This is a genomic window from Bifidobacterium vespertilionis (assembly GCF_008698145.1).
Classification (GTDB): Bacteria; Actinomycetota; Actinomycetes; order Actinomycetales; family Bifidobacteriaceae; genus Bifidobacterium; species Bifidobacterium vespertilionis.
In genome coordinates this window covers 245,611-266,814 of the sequence record NZ_RZNZ01000001.1, presented here as the reverse complement: position 1 = coordinate 266,814, position 21,204 = coordinate 245,611, and the positions used below count along the sequence as shown (strand labels likewise).

The window sequence follows — 21,204 nt, the reverse complement described above, 5'->3', positions numbered from 1 at the left end:
GATATACATGAAGACACTCAAGGATCTCGGAGATCTCAAGGGCAAGCGCGTTCTGGTCCGCGCCGACTTCAACGTCCCGCTGAAGGGCGAGGAAATCACCGACGACGGCCGCATCAAGGCTGCTCTGCCCACCATCAAGGCCCTGCGCGAAGAAGGCGCCAAGGTCATCCTGATGGCCCACCTCGGCCGCCCGAAGGGCAAGGTCGTCCCCGAGCTGTCGCTGGCTCCGGTCGCCAAGCGCCTCGGTGAGCTGCTGGGTGTCGAGGTCCCGCTGGCCGCCGACACCTACGGCGAGGACGCCCAGGCCAAGGTCGCCGCGATGAACGACGGTGACGTGGTCCTGCTGCAGAACGTGCGCTTCAACCCGGAGGAGACCAGCAAGGATCCCGCCGAGCGCGCCGCCTACGCCAAGAAGATCGCCGCCCTCGGCGAGGCCTTCGTGTCCGACGGCTTCGGTGTGGTCCACCGCGCCCAGGGCTCCAACTACGACGTGGCCGCCGATCTGCCGGCCGCTGCCGGCCTGCTCGTGGAGAAGGAAGTCAAGGCCCTTTCCAAGGCCACCGAGAACCCGGAGCGCCCGTTCACCGTGGTGCTCGGCGGCTCCAAGGTGTCCGACAAGCTCGGTGTCATCGAGAACCTGCTGGACAAGGCCAACCGTCTGGTCATTGGCGGCGGCATGGTCTTCACCTTCCTCAAGGCCAAGGGCTACGAGGTCGGCACCTCCCTGCTCGAGGAGGACCAGCTGGACAAGGTCAAGGGCTACATCGAGACCGCCGAGAAGAACGGCGTCGAGCTCGTGCTGCCCACCGACGTGGTCGTGAACGCCGGCTTCCCGGCCGGTGACACCCCGGTCAACCCGGAGGTCGTCCCGGCGGACGCCATCCCGGCCGACAAGATGGGTCTGGACATCGGCCCGGACTCCCAGAAGCTCTTCCACGACAAGATCGTGGACTCCAAGACCGTCGTGTGGAACGGCCCGATGGGCGTGTTCGAGGTTCCGGAGTTCGCCGCCGGCACCAAGGCCGTGGCCCAGGGTCTGGTGGACGCCACCAAGGCCGGCGCCTTCACCATCGTCGGCGGCGGCGATTCCGCTTCCGCCGTGCGCAACCTCGGCTTCCCGGAGGATGGCTTCTCGCACATCTCCACCGGTGGCGGCGCCTCCCTCGAGTTCCTCGAGGGCAAGGAGCTCCCGGGCCTGAAGGTGCTCGAGTAGTCCCATAAGAGGGTTTCCTTCACTGTCGTCCTGAGCAGAATCGCATTGTTCCCCGTTTCGCTCAGGACGACGTGTTTTTGGGCTTGTTCGGATGCGTTCGCGGAAATTATCCGGACGCATTCACGGAAAGGGGCATCATGTCGTCGCGCATCCCGCTGGTGGCGGGCAATTGGAAGATGAATTTCGACCATCTTGAGGCTACCTATTTCGTGCAGAAGCTCGCATGGCTGCTGCGCGACGCGCACTTCGACTTCTCGCGCTGCGAGGTCGCGCTCATGCCCGCGTTCACCGCCCTGCGCAGCGTGCAGGTGCTGGTGGAGGCGGACAATCTCAAGATCCGCTATGGCGCCCAATCCGTATCCGTCACCTCGCAGGGCGCGTTCACCGGCGATGTGTCCGCGGACATGATCAGCCGTCTCGGTTGCTCCTACGTGATCGTGGGGCACTCGGAGCGGCGCAAATACCATCCCGAGGACGACGCGAACATCGTCGATCAGGTGCGCGCGGTCCTCGCCGCCGGCATGCAGCCGATCCTGTGCGTGGGGGAGAGCTTCGAGGAGCGGCGCCAGGGCATCGAACTCGAATTCGCCGTGGGGCAGGTCCGCGATGTGACGCGCGATCTGTCCGATGAGGACACCGCCAAGCTCATCGTCGCCTACGAGCCCGTGTGGGCCATCGGCACCGGTATGGTCGCCACGCCCGATTCGGCGCAGGAGGCGGCCCATGCCATTCGCAGCAGCATCCGCGAGCAGTTCGGTTCGTCGGTCGCCCGCACCATGCGCATCCTGTACGGCGGATCGGTCACCTCGCGCAACGCCTCACAGCTCATCGAGGGGGCTGATGTGGATGGATTCCTGGTCGGAGGCGCCTCGCTCAAGGTGGACGAGTACGCGAAAATCTGCCGCCTTGCGGAAAAATCCGTCCGCGCGTTCTGATTTTTCCCCACTATGGGGTAATATGTGCTGGAGTTTAAGAAACCGTGGAGGTCAAATTGGTCGCTCTCAAGATTGCGCTCGAGATCATCGTCGTCATCGCATCCCTGCTGCTCACCCTGCTCATCCTCATGCACAAGGGCAAGGGCGGCGGTCTGTCGGATATGTTCGGCGGCGGCCTGACCCAGAACGCGGGTTCCTCCGGCGTGGCCGAGAAGAACCTGAACCGCCTCACCGTCATCGTGGCCCTCATCTGGGTTGCGGTCATCATCACGCTCGGCCTGCTCACCAAGTTCAGCCTGATCTGATCCGGTGAAGCCGCACGGGCGGCAGTTAAGCTTCGGGCTCATGGCCACGGTCATGGGCCCTTTTTGTATGCGCATCGCATCTGTCGTGGAATGAGCGCCCCAAGGACAGACGATCCCATGGAAAGGGGGAACCGGTTATGACCAATAACGCCAACAGTGCCGGCATCCAGCTGCTCGTCGTGGATCTGGACGGCACGCTGCTGCATGGCGCGGACACCTTCGAGGGCCGCTATCTGAGCCAGCGGGCCGCGGACGCCATCCAGCGCGCGCATGATGCAGGAATCAAAATCGCCGTCTCCACCGCGCGTCCCGTGAGCACCGGGCTGGCGATCGTGCAGCGACTGGCCGTGGACGCCTGCGTGTATCTCAACGGCGCGCTCATCGACTTCGACCCGCTGGCCTCCACCTATGCATCGCTGACCCGTGACGACGTGTCCGGCGACAGCAATCTGATCAAAATCGGATTCGATTCGGCTCGCGCGGTCGAGGTGTGCCGCATGCTCACCGATCGGCTTCCCGGTCTCAAATGCGGCATCGTCATGAACGACGTGCGCTACACGAACTTCGACGTCAGCGTCTACTGGAAGACGCAGACCTGGCGCCTCACCGACTTCGCGTCCGCGGACCCCGGAGTGCCTGCCGGCGTGGCGGACAAGCTCATCGTCTTCCCCGAGCCCGACCAGCGGGATGCGCTTGGCGCTCTGATCCCGGACGACTTCGCGGTGAGCATCTCCGAGGGCGTGATGTGGATGCTCATGAACCCGCTCGCCAACAAAGCGCATTCGCTCGGGCTCGTGTGCGATCGGCTGGGCATTCCCGTTGCGCGGGCGGCGGCGTTCGGCGACGATCTGATCGACATCGCGATGATGCAGAAAGCCGGCAGGGGCGTCGCCGTGGCGAACGCCAATCCCGAGGTGCTGCGCATCGCCGATGAGGTGTGCCCGTCCAATGACGAGGACGGCGTGGCGCAATGGATTGATGCCCTTCTGGGCGTCTGAACGCTTTTCCTGGTTCACGATTTCCGGGCGCTTTCAAATCGTGAACCGGAACCGCACAATTCCGCACATGCTCTTTGTTGAACATCGGCGGAATTCCAAGGATGTCCATGTCCATATGAACATTCTGCAGTTCACGATTTCAAGACCGTCAAAAAACGTGAACTGGAAACCAATGCGGGGCCGCGGATAGAATGGGCTGTGAGCCGGGGAACGGCCCGCGGCCCGAATCGAGGAGGAACCCATGGGATCGAACATGGCTGACGGCGACGTGATCTGGACGCAGCGCAAGCGCAACTGGTGCCGCACCCCGTTCACCTTCACCACCTACACGCTCACGGCCGACGAGCTCGACATCAAAACCGGCGTGCTGCGCCAAACCTTCGACAGCACCAAGCTGTTCCGCATCGTGGACATCACGATCGAACGCACGCTCCTGCAGCGCCTCTTCGGGCTGAGCACCATCGTGATCGACGCGCGGGACCAGTCCAGTGGCGGGCGGATCATCCTCAAAAACATCATCCATGGCTTCGACGTGCGCAAGCAGCTGCAGTACGCCGTGGACGATGCGCGCAATGTGAACCGCGTGAGCACCCGCGAGTTCATGGATTCCGGGGAGGGGTACGGCTCAAGCGACGACGGATATGATGCGGGGGACGGCTACATCGAGCATTAGCCCCATGAATAATCCCATGAATGGCCCCATGAACCCGCTGTCCATCCGGCATGCCGTCGCTGCGGACGTCGACATGCTGTCGGCGATCGAATCCGCCGGATTTCCACCCGCGGAGGCTGCCTCGGCCGATCGGATCCGCGAACGGGTTGCGGTGTACGGCAGCCATTTCTGGTTGCTGACCGATGCCTCCGGACGGATCCTCGCGTTCATCAACGGCATGGCCACCGACCGGCCTGATCTGACCGACAACATGTACGAGGACGCCTCGATGCATGACCCATATGGCGCGTGGCAGATGATCTTCGGAGTGACCACAGCCCCGGAGTTCCGGCACCATGGCTACGCGAGCCTGCTCATGCGCAGGATGATCGACGACACGCGCATGGCCGGGCGGCGTGGTCTGGTGCTCACCTGCAAGGATCGGCTTGTGGGATTCTACGAACGGTTCGGCTATGCGGACGAGGGCGTGTCCGCATCCACACACGGCGATGTGGTCTGGCATCAGATGCGGCTCACGTTCCCGAGCACGCATCGGGAGGAGGCGTGATGATCGATACGATGCGGGCAACGCCTGACGTTCCCGATCTTGTCGCCACATTCGACGCGGGCACCACGGCGATCAAGGGCGCGATGGTGGATCGCAACGGCCGTGTGATAGCCAGCGCGAGCGGCGAGCTCGACCTTATCATCGACGGCGACAGGCGCGAACAGGATCCGGGGCAGTGGTGGCGGGTGTTCCGCAGCGTGTCCCGCGAGCTGGTCGGCTTGGCCGAGTCATCGGAAGCGTCCGTTGCCGGGCGTATCCGAGGCGTCATCATGAGCGGCCAGATGCAGGATCTGATCACGCTGGACGGCAATTGTCATCCCGTGCGCAACGCGATCCTGTACTCCGATGGCCGGGCGGACGCGGAAGCCGATGAACTCGCGCGATCCTACGGCGGTCCCCAGCAGTTCCTCAGCACCGTGGGCAACCGGCTCGAGGGATGCCTGCCGCTGCCCAAGCTCATGTGGATGCGCGATCATGAGCCGGATGCGTTCAATCGCACGCGTCATGTACTCATCAGCTCGAAGGACTATCTCAACGCGCGGCTCACCGGCGTGTGCGCGGGCGATGTGGCCGCCTGCTCCACGGCTGGCGCGATGGACATCCGCACCGGGCGATGGGACGCGGAACTGATCCGGGCCGCCGGATTCGAGGCCGGATGCGATGCCGGATGCGACGATGGCGGAAACGGACTGCTGCCGGTTCTGCGCAATCCGCAGGACCGCATCGGCACGGTCACGCCGGAGGCCGCCGGGCTCACCGGACTGCCCGCAGGCACCCCGGTGTTCGCGGGCATCGGCGACGCGGGCGCGACCACATTCGCCAGCGGCGTGACGCGGCCCGGACAGTACAACATCAATCTCGGCACGTCCGGATGGATCGCCACCGTCTCGCCGGAGCCATTCACCAGCGGTCCCGGCGCCGCGAACCTGCGCTTCGGCGTGGCGGACGGATTCGTGAACGCCGTACCGTTCCTCAATGCCGGCGACGTTCACCGGTGGGCCGTCAGCACCTTCGCCGGCGGCGATTACGCGGTCGCACATGGCATGCTCGAGCGGTCCGCTCCCGGCGCGCATGGCGTGCTCTGCCTGCCATATCTGGTGGGGGAGCGGTTCCCGGTCATGAACCCCGCCATCCGCGGCGCCTACGCGGGCCTGTCTCCGGACACCACGCCCGCCGATCTGGTGCGCGCGGCTTTGGAGGGCGTTGCGCTGTCCATCCGCCAAGGCATGGCAAGCTTCACAACGGCCCCCGAATCCATTTCGCTGATCGGCGGCGGGGCGCGCGAAGCCGTATGGTGCCAGATCCTCGCCGATGCGTTGAACCATCCGATGCGGGTGTTCGATCATGCCGACATTCTGCCCGCCGTGGCGTTGGCTTCGCTGGTGTACGCCGATCCCGCACTGGTCGAATCCGCCGCCACCGGTCGGACATACCGTCCGGATCCCGCAGCCGCCCGCATCTACGACGGGCTGTACGATCGGTTCCTGACCCTGTACCCGGCGCTGAACGCGATCGGATAGGCGGGCAACGAGACGGGGCGCCTTGTGAGACGGGCGCCGAACACCGAAAGGAAGTCTGCGAATGACCTGGCATGACAGGACCATCACGACGGTCACCACCGGGAGCCAATTGCGCGGGGCGTTGGTGGACGTGGGATTGAAAGCCACGGACTCATGCCTGGTCCATGTGAGTCTCAGCGCGTTCGGCTTCATCCCGGGCGGCACGCAGACCGTGGTCGGCGCGTTGAAGGACGTGCTGCGCGACGGCGACATCATGATGCCCGCCCAGACCGCCGACATCACCGACCCCGCGTATTGGTGCGCGCCCCCGGTGGAGCCGTCGCTCGTGTCTCTGGTGCATGATGCGCTGCCGGCGTACGATCCCGAAACCACGCCGGTCACCGGCATCGGGCTGACACCGGAATACTTCCGCACGCTGCCCGGTACCCTACGCAGCGGTCATCCCGTGTGCTCCATGAGTGCGTGGGGCAAACATGCCAGCCAGCTCACCGACTGCCATCGCAATGGCGATTACGACATGCCGTTCGGCGAGGGCAGCCCGTTGGCCAGACTGTACGATCTGGACGGCACGGTGGTGTTTCTCGGCACCGGGTTCGGCACCTGCACGGCCCTGCACTATGCCGAATCGACGATCGGGCGGTCGCATATCCGCGAGACCGCGCCGGTGCGGCGGGCGGATGGGAGCGGAGTCGAATGGGTGGATTTCGACGATATTGAACTTGAACCGTATGATGATTTCGAGACGTTTGGTGCGCGGTTTCTGGAGGAGCATGCCAATGCGGTGCGGTCCGTTGAACTCAACGGGGGAGTGATCCGCGCGTTCCCGATGCGCACGCTCGTGGATGCGGCCCGCGTCTATTGGAGAGATAAGGATGCCAAACGAAATTGAACTGCGACACGCGCGGGTTCAATTCCTGAATTCCCCATGAGTTCAATGAGGTGTATGCTCTGGACCAGAAATTGAACTTCGGGAAGATCTTCAGGATTGCGAGGCGTACATGGCCAACGAGTTGTTCGCGCAGCGGCTGCGGGATGCGATGGGCCGCAAGGGGCTCAAGCAGGTGGACATCGTCAACGCGGCCGCAACCCGCGGCGTGCATCTGGGCAAAAGCCATATCAGCCAGTATGTGAGCGGCAAGACCACGCCCCGGCCGGACATCATGGGCTTCCTCGCGCAGGAGCTGCAGGTCGATGAGCAGTGGCTCGCCGGCGAGGAGGCCAACGCGGCTCCCTCCGGTTCCCCTGTGCCCTCCGGCTCCTCCGCACCTTCCGAATCGGCTCCCGAGCCGGCAGCCGAACCCGCTCCCACATCTTCCCCGTCCGTTTCGCCACGTGTTTCATCCCCCGTCAACCCCGATCCCGCCCCGTCGAAAGGAACCCCCATGCGTCGTTTCGGAAAATCCCACAAACTCGATGACGTCCTGTACGACGTGCGCGGCCCGGTGGTCGACGAGGCTACGCGCATGGAGCAGTCCGGCATGCACATCCTCAAATTGAACATCGGCAATCCGGCGCCCTTCGGTTTCCGCACCCCGGACGAGGTCATCTACGACATGGCCCAGCAGCTCACCGAGTGCGAGGGCTATTCGGCGTCCAAGGGCCTGTTCTCCGCGCGCAAGGCCATCATGCAGTACGCGCAGCTCAAGAACCTGCCGAATGTGGGCATCGAGGACATCTACACCGGCAACGGCGTGAGCGAGCTCATCAACCTGTCCATGTCCGCCCTGCTGGATAACGGCGACGAGGTGCTGATCCCGAGCCCCGACTACCCGCTGTGGACCGCCTGCGTGAATCTGGCCGGCGGCACGGCCGTGCACTACCTGTGCGACGAGCAGTCCGAGTGGTATCCGGACATCGACGACATGCGCGCCAAGATCACGGACAGGACCAAGGCGATCGTGGTCATCAACCCGAACAACCCCACCGGCGCCCTGTACCCCAAGGAGGTGCTGCAGCAGATCGTGGATCTGGCGCGCGAACACCAGCTCATGATCTTCTCCGACGAGATCTACGACCGCCTGGTCATGGACGGCCTCAAGCACTTCTCGATCGCATCCCTCGCCCCGGACCTGTTCTGCGTCACGTTCTCCGGCCTGTCCAAGTCGCACATGATCGCCGGCTACCGCGTGGGCTGGATGGTCCTGAGCGGCAACAAGAACATCGCCAAGGACTACATCGAGGGCATCAACATGCTCACCAACATGCGCATCTGCTCGAACGTGCCCGCGCAGTCGATCGTGCAGACCGCGCTCGGCGGGCACCAGTCGGTCAACGATTACATCGTGCCCGGCGGCCGCATCTACGAGCAGCGCGAGTACATCTACAACGTGCTGAACGCGATCCCCGGCGTCACGGCCGTCAAGCCCAAGGCGGCGTTCTACATCTTCCCGAAGCTGGACGTCAAGAAGTTCAACATCAAGGACGACGAGCAGTTCGCGCTGGACCTGCTGCACGACGAGCGCATCCTTATCACGCGCGGCGGCGGGTTCAATTGGCAGCATCCGGACCACTTCCGCATCGTCTACCTGCCGCGCATCGAGGTCCTCAAGGACGCCACCGCCAAGCTTACCGACTTCCTGAGCTACTACCAGCAGTGAGCCGGGTGGCGCAGACGAATTCCTGAAATGCCGGGTCGGGGGAATGATCCCCCGACCTTTGTTTTTGGTTGAAATACCAACGTTTACCTACAACAGTTCAATTTTCTGTCGATTACCTGGTTTGTTTATAAGTTCAACTTTGATTTCAAGTCGGTATCCGCAGCACAAAAAGGACTTGACATCCTATCTAGATAGGCTGCATACTTAAATACATGAGTGATTCAGCATTGCATGAGCCGAAGTGGCCGGCGCTGTGGGTGCGCGCGGCCATGCGCACGGCGATTCTGGCTTGTCTGGAGGCCGGGCCGCTGCACGGGTATGCGATCGCCCTCGCGCTTGAGGGCATCGGATTCGGACGGCCGAAGGGAGGGTCGCTGTATCCGATTCTCGAGGAACTCAAAATGGCCGGATCGGTCGTTGACGAATGGGAGCAAAGCGATGGCGGTCCGGGCCGGCGGGTGTACAGGCTCACGGCGGATGGCCGGAAACGGCTTAAGTGCGAACGCGGGCAGTGGCGTGAACTGGCGGACTCACTGGCATCCGCCGGCATGACGGGCAACGGCGCGAATCAACCATCCAACGCCGTCATCCAGGCCGCGTCCACTTCATCGGCTTCCACGGCCGCGGACTGATTCCGGCATCGGCGGGAAGGGAAACTCGTGACGGATAACACGCGCAATGGCAATGCCGCATCGGCCATGGATAACGAACAGCTGTTCGACGCCTATAGACGGGTGCGCGGACGGAAGGACGATCGACGCTGGGCCATGGACGCGGCCTATGCGCTGCTTTTCGACCAGCATGCGTCGGCGGCGAGGGTGCATGAGGCGCTGGCGGTGCAGTTGGAGACGTTCCGGAACATCGTGAAGGACGGCGATGGAAGCGGCGATGCGAATGGGACGATCGGGACGCTCGCCGTTCTGCTCGGAGCACCTGAGCAATGGGCCGCGCAACGGGCCGACCTCTGGCGTGAAGAAGGCATCGACGCCTTCGACTACGACGACACCGCACCCTTGTCCCTGCGCGATGTGCTGGTGTATGCCTTTGGCTTTGGCGCGCTGGCCACCGCACTGTTCTGGTTCTTCATGCTGTTCCGCGTTCAGGACTGGGGCGCTGCGCACATGGTATGGCGTGCGCTGCTGCCCAGTCCGATGACGATGGGCCGGGACGGCGGGACGTTGTCCATGGGATGGGTCGCCTGGTCCGGCCCTGCGCTGCCTCTGGTGATAGCGCTGGGCGTGACGCTGATCAATGCGGTCTACCGTTGTGTGCTGTCCGCAAAGTCGTTCGCGTTGGCGGTCATCGCCGCAGGCGCGGTATTCATCGTTTCCGTTGCGGCGGGCAGCGCTCTGGCCATGGCCGCCGATGCCGGACCGCGCATGGGCATGGGTTGGATGCCCGTCGCTGCCATCGCATATGGCCTGATCGCCTATGCCGTTTCCCGGCTGTGGAAGGTGCCCGCTGGCCGTGGCGCCGAAACCGTGGCCGATGATCTGCTGCTTGGCGACGATGAATGGCTCGCCGAACTCACCGGTCTATTGCGCGAACGCAACGATATGACCGATCGGGATGTCGCACGCATCCGCGACGAGGCGCGCGCCCATGCCTCCCAGAGCAATGCAAGTTTGGTGGAGGAATTCGGTTCGCCCCGCGAATATGCACACCGGTTCACGCCCACGCCCGTGAGTGCCGGCCGCGAGACCGTATATTGGGCGTTCGCTGTGATTTTCGCCGTCATCGGCATCGTATGGCATGCGGTCGCAGGGGAGACGGCGTCATGGTGGTCCGTTGCGCAGCTGGCGATGTTCCTGATCGCCTTCGGGCTCGCCCTTCATGCCTGGCACCGGCGGAAATCCGAAGCGAAAGGAGAATGAACGCATGGCCGAGCAGATCACCATGGTGGAGTTGATGAGCGATCGCCAGCTCTTCGACGCCTATGGGCAGGTGCGTGGCGTTGAAGCCGATCGCGAATGGGCGGTGAACGCCTCGTACGAGCTGCGTGAGGAGCAGCATGTCGCGCCGGACAGGGCGCATGACGCACTGGCCGATCAAACTGCTGGAATTCCGCGACATGATGTGGCATCGCGATGACGAAGACCATGCCGCCGATCATGATTCCGTCGATCGGAACGCTCCGGCCAATCAGCTGTTCGGCACGCCAAGGCAGTGGGCCGCGCGCCACGCGAATGACTGGCGGGAGGACGGGATCGATGCCTTCGACGACAGGCGTCCGCAGTCGTGGCGCAGCGTGGTGATCGATGCGTTCAACGCCGCCGCCTGCGCATATGTGGCGCTGTGGGCGTTGCTGCTGGTCAATGCCCTCGTCTCGGCATCGCAGTCCACAATGAGTTGGACGAAGGCGCTCATCCCATCGGCTCCCGTGGCGTCATCAACGTCCGGGTTCCAGCATGTGTGGACGGCCGATGGCATGCTGCCGCTGCGCAGTGTGCCTTGGCCCCTGCTGTGCATGCTGATCGTCAGCATTACGAACACGGTGGTCAAACGCATTGTTCGCAACGTGTCCTATGTGCTGGCTGTGCTGATCGGCGGGGTCATGACGATTGGCGGAGCCATAGCGGCTGCAATGCTCACCGAACGGCTTGCCGGCGCTTGGCTCGTGCCCATCGCATGGATGCTGCCGGCGGCCGCCGTCTGCGCGCTGGCCGGTCGGGGCATCGCGATGCTATGGCCCGACCGCATCTCGAAGGCGGATTATGAGAGGGAACTGGTGGCGCACAGCCCGCTCGTGGACGATGCCACATGGCTGCGCGAGACGGGAAGCCTGCTGCGCGAGCGCGGGGACATCACCGATCGTCAGGTGGCTCGGATCCTTGATGACGCACTGGCGCATGCCCGGCAGACCGGTGCCGATCTGGCCGCCGAATTCGGCACGCCCGCGGAATACGCGCACCGGTTCCGCATCACGTCGATTGGTGCGCGCCGCGAACTGATCACGGCCATCGTCACAGTCATCCCGATGACGGCTATCGTGGTCGCGGCATGTTGGGGTCTGATCTCCGGCGGCTGGTCCGACGCGGACGTCCCCGTGATTCCGCTCATGTTGTTCGCCATTGTATGGCTGTGCACTGTCGCCAACCTCGTCAGCGCCGCACGCGCATATTGGTTACGCAGATTTTCTGGTTCACGATTTTTCGGACCTCGAAGATCGTGAACCAGAAACGCACATTATCTCACATGCGGTTGAAGACGAATCCGCGTCATTCCGCCAATACTCATGTGCGAACGAACAACTTCCAGTTCACAAAATGCGCGTTCCCAAAAATCGTGAACCGGAGTTGAGGTCGGTCTCACTCGCCGCCGCGCCCATGCGCCACCGAATCAATCACGCCGACGCCCGCACCCAAAAACGCCGGCACCACCCATCCGAGCGAATACGATTGCAGTGGCAGCAGATCCAGTGCGGAGGCAAGCCAGCCGAACGCGCCGGCTTCGCCAAAGCCGAATACCGCAGCCAGTGAGACCACGCAGCCCAGCAGCGCCACAATGCCCACCAGCAGCACGGTCCAGAAATACACGCGGGCGAATCGCGCGGCGAACCAGCGGTGGGTGAGCGCCAGCAGCACGAGCACGATGGCGATGGGGTAGAGGGCGGACAGCACCGGCACGGACACCTTGATGATCGCGGCGAGTCCGGCGTTGGACACCACGAAGCTGAACAGCGTGAAGATGACCTGCCATGCGCGGTAGCTCACGCCGTGCCCGGCCACCGTGCGGAACCGATCGTGGAAATACGAGGCGCAGGTGCAGATGAGGCCGGTGCACACGTTGAGGCAGGCGATGACGAACACGACGCCCAGGAACGCGGTGCCGGCATGGCCGAACACCGAGGATGTGAGATTGGTCAGCACGGTGGCGCCGGTGTCGGTGGACGGATCGATCGCGGCGATGGCCCCGGAGACCACGCCCACATAGCTCAGTGCACCGTAGATCAGCACCAACAGCACGCCGGTTCCGAGCCCGGCGAACGCGGTTTCGCGGCGGACGGTGCCCTCGCTGTCCACGCCCAACGCGCGGATGTTTGCGCTGATCACGATGCCGAAATACAGTGCGGCCAACAGATCCATGGTCTGGTAGCCATCCAGGAATCCGCGAGCCAACTGGCCTTGCGCGTAGTCGCCCATTGGTGCGACGGAAGCGTCCACGCCGTGAATCAGGCAGGCCGCGAAGAGTATGGCGATCAGCGCGATCAGCAGCGGACCCATGAAGCGGCCCAGCACATGCGAGAGTTTCTCAGGCTTCTGCGCGAACAGGAAGGCCAATGCGAAGAACACGGCCGAATAGATGAGCTGGGCGATCCATTTGCCGCTCGCACCGCCCGCCCCCGTTGCGCCCGTTGCGTCGGCACCACCTAGGAACGGCACGATCATCATCTCGAACGAGGTGGTCGCCGTACGCGGAATGGCGAAGCAGGGGCCGATGGTGAGGATGATGGCCACGGCCAGCACGGTGGCGAAGCCGGGGGAGACGCGGCTCGCCAGACGATCGAAGCCTCCGGCGAAGGAGACGGCCAGTACGCCGAGGATCGGCAGGCCCACGGCCGAAACGATGAAGCCAAGCGTCGCCGGAACCGAGGCGGATCCGGCCTGTGCGCCCACGAACGGAGGGAAGATCAGATTGCCCGCACCGAAGAACATGGAGAAGAACGTGAAGGTCATCAGCATCCGTTGACGGGCGGACAGGCGGGCGGACAGGCCGGTGGTCGTTGCGGCGGGTTTGGTGGATGATGCGGCGGCTGTGGTCATGGGCGTCTCTCCTCTTACATGTCTTCTCTCAACAAATAGGAAAAGGGCCCGATCCATGAGGGATCGGACCCCATCACTCAGTCAGGGACGCAGAGCGTCCCTCAGGCGATCTCAGGCGTTGACGCGATCGATGCCGGCCTGGACGTCCGCGAGCACGGAATCCCAGGACTTGATGAAGGCGGCCACGCCGTCGGCCTCGAGCTTGTCGGTGACATCCTTGAGGTTGATGCCCAGCTCGGCCAGCTTGTTGATGATGGCGTGGGACTCCTCGTAGGTGCCCTCGATGGACGGAGCGCCGTTGCCGTGATCGGCCAGGGCGTTCAGGGTCTTCTCCGGCATGGTGTTGACGATGTGCTTGGCAACGAGCTCGTCAACGTACTTGCAGTCGGAGTAGGCCGGGTTCTTGGTGCCGGTGGAAGCCCACAGCGGACGCTGGACCTTGGCGCCCTTGGCGGCCAGCTCGGCCCAGCGCGGATCCTCGGCGAACTTCTTCTCGAACAGCTCGTAGGCCAGACGGGCGTTGGCCACGGCGGCCTTGCCCTCGAGGGCCTTGGCCTCGTCGGAGCCGTTGGCCTCGAGCAGCTTGTCGACCGCGGTGTCCACGCGGGAGACGAAGAAGGAGGCGACGGAGCCGATGTGCTTGAGGTCGTGGCCGTTGGCGGCGGCCTGGGCGATGCCCTCGATGTAGGCGTCGATGACCTGCTCGTAGCGCTCGAGCGAGAAGATCAGGGTGACGTTCACGGAGATGCCCTTGGCCAGGGTGGCGGTGATGGCCGGCAGGCCCTCGAGGGTCGCCGGGATCTTGATCATCGCGTTCGGACGATCAACCTTGGCCCACAGCTCCTCGGCCTGCTTCTCGGTGGCCTCGGTCTCGTGGGCGAGGCGCGGATCCACCTCGATGGAGACGCGGCCGTCGACGAAGTCGGTCTTCTCGGCGATCTCGCGGAAGATGTCGGTGGCGTTGCGCACATCAGTGGTGGTCAGCTCGCGCACGGCGGTCTCGACGTCGACCTTGCCGAGCTCCTTGAGCTGGGCGTCGTACGGGCCGACCTGGGACAGGGCCTTCTGGAAGATGGACGGGTTGGTGGTCACGCCGACGACGTTCTTGTTGGCGATGAGGTCCTGCAGGGAGCCGGACTCGATGCGGGAGCGGGACAGGTCGTCCAGCCAGATGGACACACCGTTGTCGGAAGTGCGCTGAGTTGCTTCGGTCATTTGTTTATCTCCTTGTTATTGGATGAAAATCCTGTTATGGGGGAGGGGACCCTCGTTGCGCCCGGATGGACCCGGGATCCCCTCCCGGTGGCGACGGTTCGGATCAGGCGGCCTGAACCTCGGCGATGGAGGCCTTGGCGGCGTCCACCACATGCTCGGCGGTGATGCCGAGGTCGATGAGGTTCTGGGAGCCGGAGCCCTGCAGGCCGAACTGCTCGATGGAGACGGGCTTGCCGTAGGAGCCAAGGTACTTGTACCAAGGCATGGCCACACCGGCCTCGACGGAGACGCGGGCCTTGACGGCGGCCGGGAGCACGGACTCCTTGTAGTCCTCATCCTGCTCCTCGAACCACTCGAGGGACGGGACGGAGACCACGCGGGCCTTGATGCCCTCGTCGGCCAGGGTCTTGGCGGCGGAGACGGCCAGCTGGACCTCGGAACCGGTGGCGAGCAGCAGCACGTCCGGGGTGCCCTCGGTGTCGACGAGCACGTAGGCGCCGCGCTTGACGCCCTCCTTGGCCTTGGCGGCGGTCTCGGCGAGCACCGGGACGCCCTGACGGGTCAGGACCATGGCGGTCGGCAGGGTGTTCTTCTTCTCGAAGAAGTAGCGATAGGCCTCGGCGGTCTCGAAGGCGTCGGCCGGGCGGACGACCTCGAGCTGCGGCATGGCACGGAAGGCGGCCAGGTGCTCGATCGGCTGGTGGGTCGGGCCATCCTCGCCGACGGCGACGGAGTCGTGCGTCCACACGAACAGGTTCGGGATCTCCATGAGGGCGGCCAGACGGACGGCCGGGCGCTCGTAGTCGGAGAACATGAAGAACGTGCCGCCGAACGGACGGGTGTGGGAGCCCAGCAGGATGCCGTTGGTGATGGTGCCCATGGTGAACTCGCGCACGCCGAAGTGCAGCTGGCGGCCGAACGGGCTGACGACCGGCCACTGCTTGGTCTCGTTGCCTTCGGGGGCGAAGGTCGCGGCGCCCTTGAGATCGGTCTTGTTGGAGCCGCCGAGGTCGGCGGAGCCGCCCCACAGTTCCGGCATGACGGCCGCGATGGCGTTGAGGACGGAGCCGGAGGCGCCACGGGTGGCGACGCCCTTGCCGATCTCGAAGGTGGCCTCAAGGTCGTCGATGGCCTTGTCGAAGCCCTCCGGCAGCTCGCCGGCCTTCAGACGGTCGTACAGGGCGGCCTTGTCCGGGTTGGCCTTGCGCCAAGCGTCGAACTTCTCGTCCCATTCCTTGTGGGCCTCCAGGCCGCGCTCGGCGACCTTGCGGGCGTGGGCGAGGGCCTCCTCGTCGATCTCGAAGCTCTTCTCCGGATCGTAGCCGAGGACCTTCTTGAGGCCGGCGACGGCCTCGGCGCCCAGCTTGGAGCCGTGGGAGGACGGATCGTTGGTCTTGCCCGGGGTCGGCCACGCGATGAGCGTGTGGACCTTGATGAGCTTCGGCTGGTCCGGGGCGGCGGCCTCGGCCTTGGCGATCACGTCGGCCAGGCCCTCGACGTCCTCCTTGTAGGAGCCGTCGGGCTGGATGAAGCTGAACTCGTCGGTGTACCAGCCGTAGGCCTGGAAGCGCTTGAGCACGTCCTCGGCCAGCACCAGGTTGGTGTCGCCCTCGATCTGGATGCGGTTGGCGTCGAAGATCACGGTCAGGTTGCCGAGCTTCTGGTTGGCGGCCAGGGCGGCGGCCTCGCCGGAGATGCCCTCCTCGATGTCGCCTTCGCCGCAGATGGCCCAGATCTTGTGGTAGAACGGGGAGTCTTCCTTCTTGGTCTCCGGGTCGAGCAGACCGCGCTGGAAACGCTCGCCGTACGCGAAGCCGATGGCGGAGGCGAAGCCCTGGCCCAGCGGGCCGGTGGTCATCTCGATGCCCGGGGTCAGGCCGTACTCCGGGTGGCCCGGGGTGCGGGTGTCGGCGCCGCCGCGGAAGTGTTTGAGGTCGTCCAGGGTCAGGCCATAGCCGGAGAAGTAGAGCTGGACGTACTGGGTAAGGGAGGCATGGCCGCCGGAAAGGATGAAGCGATCGCGACCCTCCCAGTTGGGATCGTTCGGATCGTGCTTGATGAAGTGCTGGTAGAGCGTGTAGGCGATGGGCGCCAGGGAGACGGGGGAACCGGGGTGGCCGGAACCGGCCTTCTCAACCGCGTCGGCCGAAAGGACCTTCGCCAGCTTGATGGCGCGCTCGTCCAGTTCGGTCTCCTTGAATTCGGTCATATTCAATTTCCTTCCAATAATTCGGGCCCCATGGCTCGACTTGCGCCGTGCCACGGTTTGCCTTCACATTGCCCTTTCATGCTAAACGCCGACAACGACTTTCACGCGCATTTTTGGAGTGTTTTGTGACCTTTTGTTCCGTTAGCGTTCACAATCGGACATGCCCCGGTAAGCCCATAACGAACGCGCCGCAATGGTTTAGCACTCGAAATGTCCGAGTGCTAATACAATGGGTGAAGGTTGGAAATTCACCAACAATTCATTCGCAACCGCACATAAGGAGGCGCGCATGACGAACAACCGCCGCATGCTGGTGCTGCGCGCCGTGGTCGAGGACTACATCCGCTCGCAGGAGCCGGTCGGCTCCTCGTCGATCACCCGCGACCACGCGCTGGGCGTCAGTTCGGCGACCGTGCGCAACGACATGGCCGCCCTGGAGGACGAGGGCTACCTCGTCCAGCCGCACACATCGGCCGGACGCATCCCCACCGAAAAGGGGTACCGGTATTTCGTGGACAAGCTGGCCACGGTGGTGCCGCTGTCCGCCGCCCAGCGGCGAGGCATCGACACCTTCCTGTCCGGGTCCGTCAGCCTCGAGGACACGCTGCAGCGCGCCGCCCGTCTGCTGTCGCGCATCACCGGGCAGGTGGCCGTGGTCGCCTCGCCGTCCCTGGCCAGGTCCGCGCTGCGCCGGTTGGAGATCGTCCCTCTCACGCCCGGCGTGCTGCTGGTGGTGGTCATCACGGACACCGGTCGGGTGGCCCAGCGCACGCTGAACCTCGCGGACTGCCCGGACGCCGACGGTGTGGCGAAACTGTCCGATGCCGTCAATGAGCAGTGCCAGGGCATGTCCCTGCTGCAGGCCGCCGAATGCGTGGGGCGCATCAGCGCATCCCCGGCCTTCACCGGCATGCAGTCGCTTGGCGCGTCCCTTGCGGAGGTGTTCGGGGACATGGCCTCCCAGGAGCAGTCGAGCAACCTGTACATGGCCGGCGCCTCCACGCTCACCCGGTCCTCCGTGGCGAACGTGGCGGATCTTGCCCCGCTGTTCGACGCGCTGGAGGAGCAGGTGGTGCTCATGAAGCTCATGAGTTCCCTGAGCGAGGTGTCCTCGAAGGCCGGCGGCGTGAGCGTGGCCATCGGATCGGAGACCCATACGCCGGGCCTCATGCACGCCTCCGTGGTCACCAGCGGCTACGGTCGGTCCAGCTCGCCGTCCAAGGCGACGGACGGGGACGAGTCCGCCGCGGCCGCCGAACCCGTGGCCTTTGTGGGGTCCATCGGCCCCACGCACATGGACTACGCCGCCACGATGGCCGCCGTGCGGGCCGTGGCGCGTTATCTCACCGGCTTCATGAGCCGTGAGGAGAGCGGCGAGCAGGTCTGACCTGCTCCCGTGGCACAATGTCAGCGAATTCAACAGACACAAGGAAAGAAACCGTGGCAGATTATTACGAGGTGTTGGGCGTCGAGCGCACGGCCAGCGACGAGGAGATCAAGAAGGCCTATCGCAGGATGAGCCGCAAGTATCATCCGGACATCGCCGGCCCCGAGTTCGAGGACAAGTTCAAGGAGGTCAACGCCGCCTACGAGGTGCTCTCGGACAAGAACAAGCGCCAGATGTACGATCAGGGCGTGGATCCCAACGACCCCCAGGCGTCGGCTGGATTTGGCGGCGGCGCGTTCAACATGGGGGACATGGGCGACATCTTCGGCCAGTTCTTCGGCGGCGGATTCTCCGGCGGCGGTCAGGGGCCGATCCCGCGTACCCAGCCGGGCCGCGACGCGCTGGCCTCCGTGACGATCGATCTGAAGACCGCGGTGTTCGGCGGCGTGGCGCACACGGACATCAACACCTTCTCCCTGTGCCAGGAATGCGGCGGTTCCGGGGCCCAGGCGGGCTCCCAGCCGGTCACCTGCCCCGACTGCAAGGGTCGCGGCTTCGCGCAGAAGGTGGTGCGCACCCTGCTCGGCCAGATGGTCACCTCCGCGCCGTGCGAACGCTGCGAGGGCCACGGCACCATCATCGAGAAGCCCTGCCCGAGCTGCATGGGCCACGGCCGCGTGCGCACCAAGCGCTCCGTGGGCGTGACGATCCCGGCCGGCATCCGCGACGACTCCCGTCTGCGTCTGGCCTCTCAGGGCGAGGTGGGCGAGGGCGGAGGCGCGGCCGGCGACCTCTACATCGACGTGCGCATCAAGGCGGACAAGCAATACACGCGCGACGGCGACGATCTGCACTGCTGGATCCAGGTGCCCATGAGCTGGGCCGTGCTGGGCCACGAGCTGGAGATCGAGACGTTCGACGGCCCGCAGAAAATCACCATCCCCGCCGGATGCCAGCCGGAGGACACCGTGGCGCTCAAGGGCCTCGGCGTCACCAAGCTGCGCACCCAGGAGCGCGGCGATCTGGTGGCCCACATCGCCGTCCACATCCCCACCAAGCTCAACGACCGCGAACGCGACCTGATCAGCCAGTTCTCGCAGCTGCACGACTCCGGCGCCGGCCATGTGGCTCAGAGCGGCAAGCCCCGCGTCGGCGGTGCGAAGAAGGGCGGGTTCTTCTCGAAGCTGAAGGATGCGTTGAGCTGACGGACGTGCCTCTAGAACATTGAAAGCAGCCATTCTCCCGTGCGCGAGTAGGGGAGAATGGCTGCTTTTCGCATATTGGGAACGGAAGAATGAACGAAGAATGACGGAAGACGGCGGGATGAGACGTGTAACGGTCGGTATTGGTCATATTGACCGTTACGTACCGCAATGCAGGCCGTCTAAAGGTCGGAATCGGCAAAAACGACCGATAGAATCCATGTAAAAGGTGTCGTAAAGGTCATACAGGAACGAAGGAGCGCGTAGGGATGGACTACAAAAGCATCAGACAGACCGTGCACATGAGCCGTTCCACGGAGAGGCCGGATGAGATCGCCGACGCGGAATATGCGCGGCGTCTCAATGGATGGAGCACATTCCGTTCGGGCATCATCCTGCGCGGGTATGAGGTCTTCGCCGTCAATTTCCGGGAGCTCGCCACGCTCTCCGATGCGATACGGGAACGGGAGAACGAGGTGACCGTTCTGTGGAACGCATTGCCGACGATCGCGCGCCGAGCTTACCTACATGATCTCATCGGAGAGGAGCTGGAAAGCACCAACAGCATAGAGGGGGTGCGCTCCACTAGGCAGGAAATAAGCCGGGCGCTCGAAGTCGCGTTGAAGTATGACGGGCACGCGCGATTCAGCGAATTCGCCCGACTGTTCCTCGCGCTCAGCGACGACGATCCCGCCCACTATGCCCTGCCGGAAACCCTTAAGGACATTCGGGTGATCTATGACAAGATCATCGACGGCGAGCTCAGCGCGGACGACAAGCCGGATGGTGATTTGTTCCGCATCGGCTCCGTGTACATCGACGATCCATCTTCCGGACGCCGTGTCCATACGGGCATAGCCCCGGAGTCGGAGATCAAGGTGGCACTCACCCAATGGCTGGCACTCACCCGCAATCGAGATGTTCCGCCGTTGATCCGGGCGGCCCTGTGCCATTTCGCGTTCGAATACATCCACCCCTTCTATGATGGGAACGGACGCACCGGACGATTCCTGTTCGCCCTCCAGCTCCGGCAGCATCTGAGCGTGCCCACTGCGGTAAGCCTCAGTCCCGTCATCTCGGATGGAAAGGACCGGTACTACAGGGCGTTCGAGGAGGCACAACATCCGATGAACCGGTGTGATGCCAGCTTGTTCGTATACAGGATGCTGAAGTTCATCGCTCAGGCCCAGAAACGCATCGTCGATGACCTGTCCGACAAGCGCGCATCCCTCCTGCGCGCGTTCTCGCAACTCGACCTGCTGCGTTCGGAGCATTCGTGGAATGATGATGCCGCGAATGTCGTTGCGCTCCTCGTCCAGGAGGAGCTGTTCGGGATCGCCCCGCACAGCGTAACCCGTACAAGACTGCGCGAGGCACTGGGATTGGGGCGAAGCAGGGTCAGCCATGCGCTGGATGCACTTACCCGGGATGGAACCATCGATGCCATGGGACAGCGTCCCGTGCGCTACGCACTTTCAAACGCCATGCGTGACGCGATCCTTGGTTCGGAGAGTGGTTCATCGCAGATCTGAAGGACCGGAACGCCTTGACCTTGGCGAATTGCGCCGGGAAGGCCTGTGGCCGGGTGTTATGTTATCTGCATAACACCCGGCCACACTGTTATATATTAAATCAGAACA

19 protein-coding genes are annotated in these 21,204 nt (G+C 64.1%); 16 read left to right on the top strand and 3 right to left on the bottom strand.

All coding sequences use genetic code 11. The annotated features are described in order from the left end of the window. The first annotated feature begins 7 nt into the window (after nt 1–7). The 13 genes from EMO90_RS01170 to EMO90_RS01110 all read left to right on the top strand — a co-directional run bounded on the left by EMO90_RS01170 (nt 8) and on the right by EMO90_RS01110 (nt 11,960). Nucleotides 8–1,213, top strand: a complete 1,206-nt coding sequence (locus tag EMO90_RS01170) for a phosphoglycerate kinase (RefSeq protein ID WP_150353501.1) — start codon at nt 8–10, stop codon at nt 1,211–1,213. Nucleotides 1,214–1,347: 134 nt separating this feature from the next. Beyond that, nucleotides 1,348–2,148 (top strand): triose-phosphate isomerase, encoded by an 801-nt coding sequence (gene tpiA / locus EMO90_RS01165; protein WP_190971958.1) that lies wholly within the window; start codon nt 1,348–1,350, stop codon nt 2,146–2,148. A gap of 56 nt (nt 2,149–2,204) precedes the next feature. Further along, nucleotides 2,205–2,453: a preprotein translocase subunit SecG gene (gene secG, locus EMO90_RS01160; RefSeq protein WP_150353589.1), complete on the top strand. Its 249-nt coding sequence runs from the start codon at nt 2,205–2,207 to the stop codon at nt 2,451–2,453. Between the two features lie 137 nt (nt 2,454–2,590). Further along, nucleotides 2,591–3,451: an HAD family hydrolase gene (locus tag EMO90_RS01155; RefSeq protein ID WP_150353503.1), complete on the top strand. Its 861-nt coding sequence runs from the start codon at nt 2,591–2,593 to the stop codon at nt 3,449–3,451. A 241-nt stretch (nt 3,452–3,692) separates the two neighbouring features. Next, nucleotides 3,693–4,124 carry a PH domain-containing protein gene (locus EMO90_RS01150; protein WP_150353504.1) on the top strand — a complete coding sequence of 144 codons (432 nt, stop codon included), beginning with the start codon at nt 3,693–3,695 and terminating at the stop codon, nt 4,122–4,124. 4 nt (nt 4,125–4,128) lie between these two features. Next, nucleotides 4,129–4,671, top strand: a complete 543-nt coding sequence (locus tag EMO90_RS01145) for a GNAT family N-acetyltransferase (protein WP_223849682.1) — start codon at nt 4,129–4,131, stop codon at nt 4,669–4,671. Next, nucleotides 4,671–6,191 (top strand): xylulokinase, encoded by a 1,521-nt coding sequence (locus EMO90_RS01140; protein ID WP_223849683.1) that lies wholly within the window; start codon nt 4,671–4,673, stop codon nt 6,189–6,191. Before EMO90_RS01145 ends, EMO90_RS01140 begins: the two co-directional genes overlap by 1 nt. A 61-nt stretch (nt 6,192–6,252) precedes the next feature. Continuing rightward, entirely contained in the window at nt 6,253–7,080 is an 828-nt protein-coding gene (locus tag EMO90_RS01135; protein WP_150353505.1) for an aminoglycoside N(3)-acetyltransferase, read from the top strand. Nucleotides 7,081–7,189: 109 nt separating this feature from the next. Then, nucleotides 7,190–8,788, top strand: a complete 1,599-nt coding sequence (locus EMO90_RS01130) for an aminotransferase class I/II-fold pyridoxal phosphate-dependent enzyme (RefSeq protein WP_150353506.1) — start codon at nt 7,190–7,192, stop codon at nt 8,786–8,788. Nucleotides 8,789–9,000: 212 nt separating this feature from the next. Beyond that, the gene (locus EMO90_RS01125) at nt 9,001–9,420 is read left to right on the top strand and encodes a PadR family transcriptional regulator (RefSeq protein ID WP_150353507.1); all 420 of its coding nucleotides are present in this window, start codon (nt 9,001–9,003) and stop codon (nt 9,418–9,420) included. 27 nt (nt 9,421–9,447) lie between these two features. Next, a complete protein-coding gene (locus EMO90_RS01120; RefSeq protein WP_150353508.1) occupies nt 9,448–10,662 on the top strand; it encodes a hypothetical protein in 1,215 nt (404 codons plus the stop codon). Nucleotides 10,663–10,666: 4 nt separating this feature from the next. Continuing rightward, entirely contained in the window at nt 10,667–10,879 is a 213-nt protein-coding gene (locus tag EMO90_RS01115; RefSeq protein ID WP_150353509.1) for a hypothetical protein, read from the top strand. Next, complete coding sequence (locus EMO90_RS01110) at nt 10,860–11,960, top strand: hypothetical protein (protein WP_150353510.1); 1,101 nt, start codon at nt 10,860–10,862, stop codon at nt 11,958–11,960. The genes EMO90_RS01115 and EMO90_RS01110 overlap by 20 nt, the downstream gene beginning before the upstream one ends. Before the next feature lie 136 nt (nt 11,961–12,096). On the opposite strand, the gene brnQ is transcribed toward EMO90_RS01110, so the two are convergent. The 3 genes from brnQ to tkt all read right to left on the bottom strand — a co-directional run bounded on the left by brnQ (nt 12,097) and on the right by tkt (nt 16,975). Then, nucleotides 12,097–13,551 carry a branched-chain amino acid transport system II carrier protein gene (brnQ, locus tag EMO90_RS01105; RefSeq protein WP_395952563.1) on the bottom strand — a complete coding sequence of 485 codons (1,455 nt, stop codon included), beginning with the start codon at nt 13,549–13,551 and terminating at the stop codon, nt 12,097–12,099. Between the two features lie 111 nt (nt 13,552–13,662). Continuing rightward, nucleotides 13,663–14,766 (bottom strand): transaldolase, encoded by a 1,104-nt coding sequence (gene tal, locus EMO90_RS01100; protein ID WP_150353511.1) that lies wholly within the window; start codon nt 14,764–14,766, stop codon nt 13,663–13,665. A gap of 103 nt (nt 14,767–14,869) precedes the next feature. Then, nucleotides 14,870–16,975 (bottom strand): transketolase, encoded by a 2,106-nt coding sequence (gene tkt, locus EMO90_RS01095; RefSeq protein WP_150353512.1) that lies wholly within the window; start codon nt 16,973–16,975, stop codon nt 14,870–14,872. Nucleotides 16,976–17,264: 289 nt separating this feature from the next. Here tkt and hrcA point away from each other — a divergent pair, with 289 nt between their 5' ends. The 3 genes from hrcA (at nt 17,265) to EMO90_RS01080 (ending at nt 21,096) form a co-directional block, all read left to right on the top strand. Further along, complete coding sequence (gene hrcA, locus EMO90_RS01090; RefSeq protein WP_150353513.1) at nt 17,265–18,362, top strand: heat-inducible transcriptional repressor HrcA; 1,098 nt, start codon at nt 17,265–17,267, stop codon at nt 18,360–18,362. A 53-nt stretch (nt 18,363–18,415) separates the two neighbouring features. Then, nucleotides 18,416–19,567: a molecular chaperone DnaJ gene (gene dnaJ, locus EMO90_RS01085; RefSeq protein ID WP_150353514.1), complete on the top strand. Its 1,152-nt coding sequence runs from the start codon at nt 18,416–18,418 to the stop codon at nt 19,565–19,567. A gap of 266 nt (nt 19,568–19,833) precedes the next feature. Beyond that, the gene (locus EMO90_RS01080) at nt 19,834–21,096 is read left to right on the top strand and encodes a Fic family protein (RefSeq protein WP_150353515.1); all 1,263 of its coding nucleotides are present in this window, start codon (nt 19,834–19,836) and stop codon (nt 21,094–21,096) included. Nucleotides 21,097–21,204: the final 108 nt, after the last annotated feature.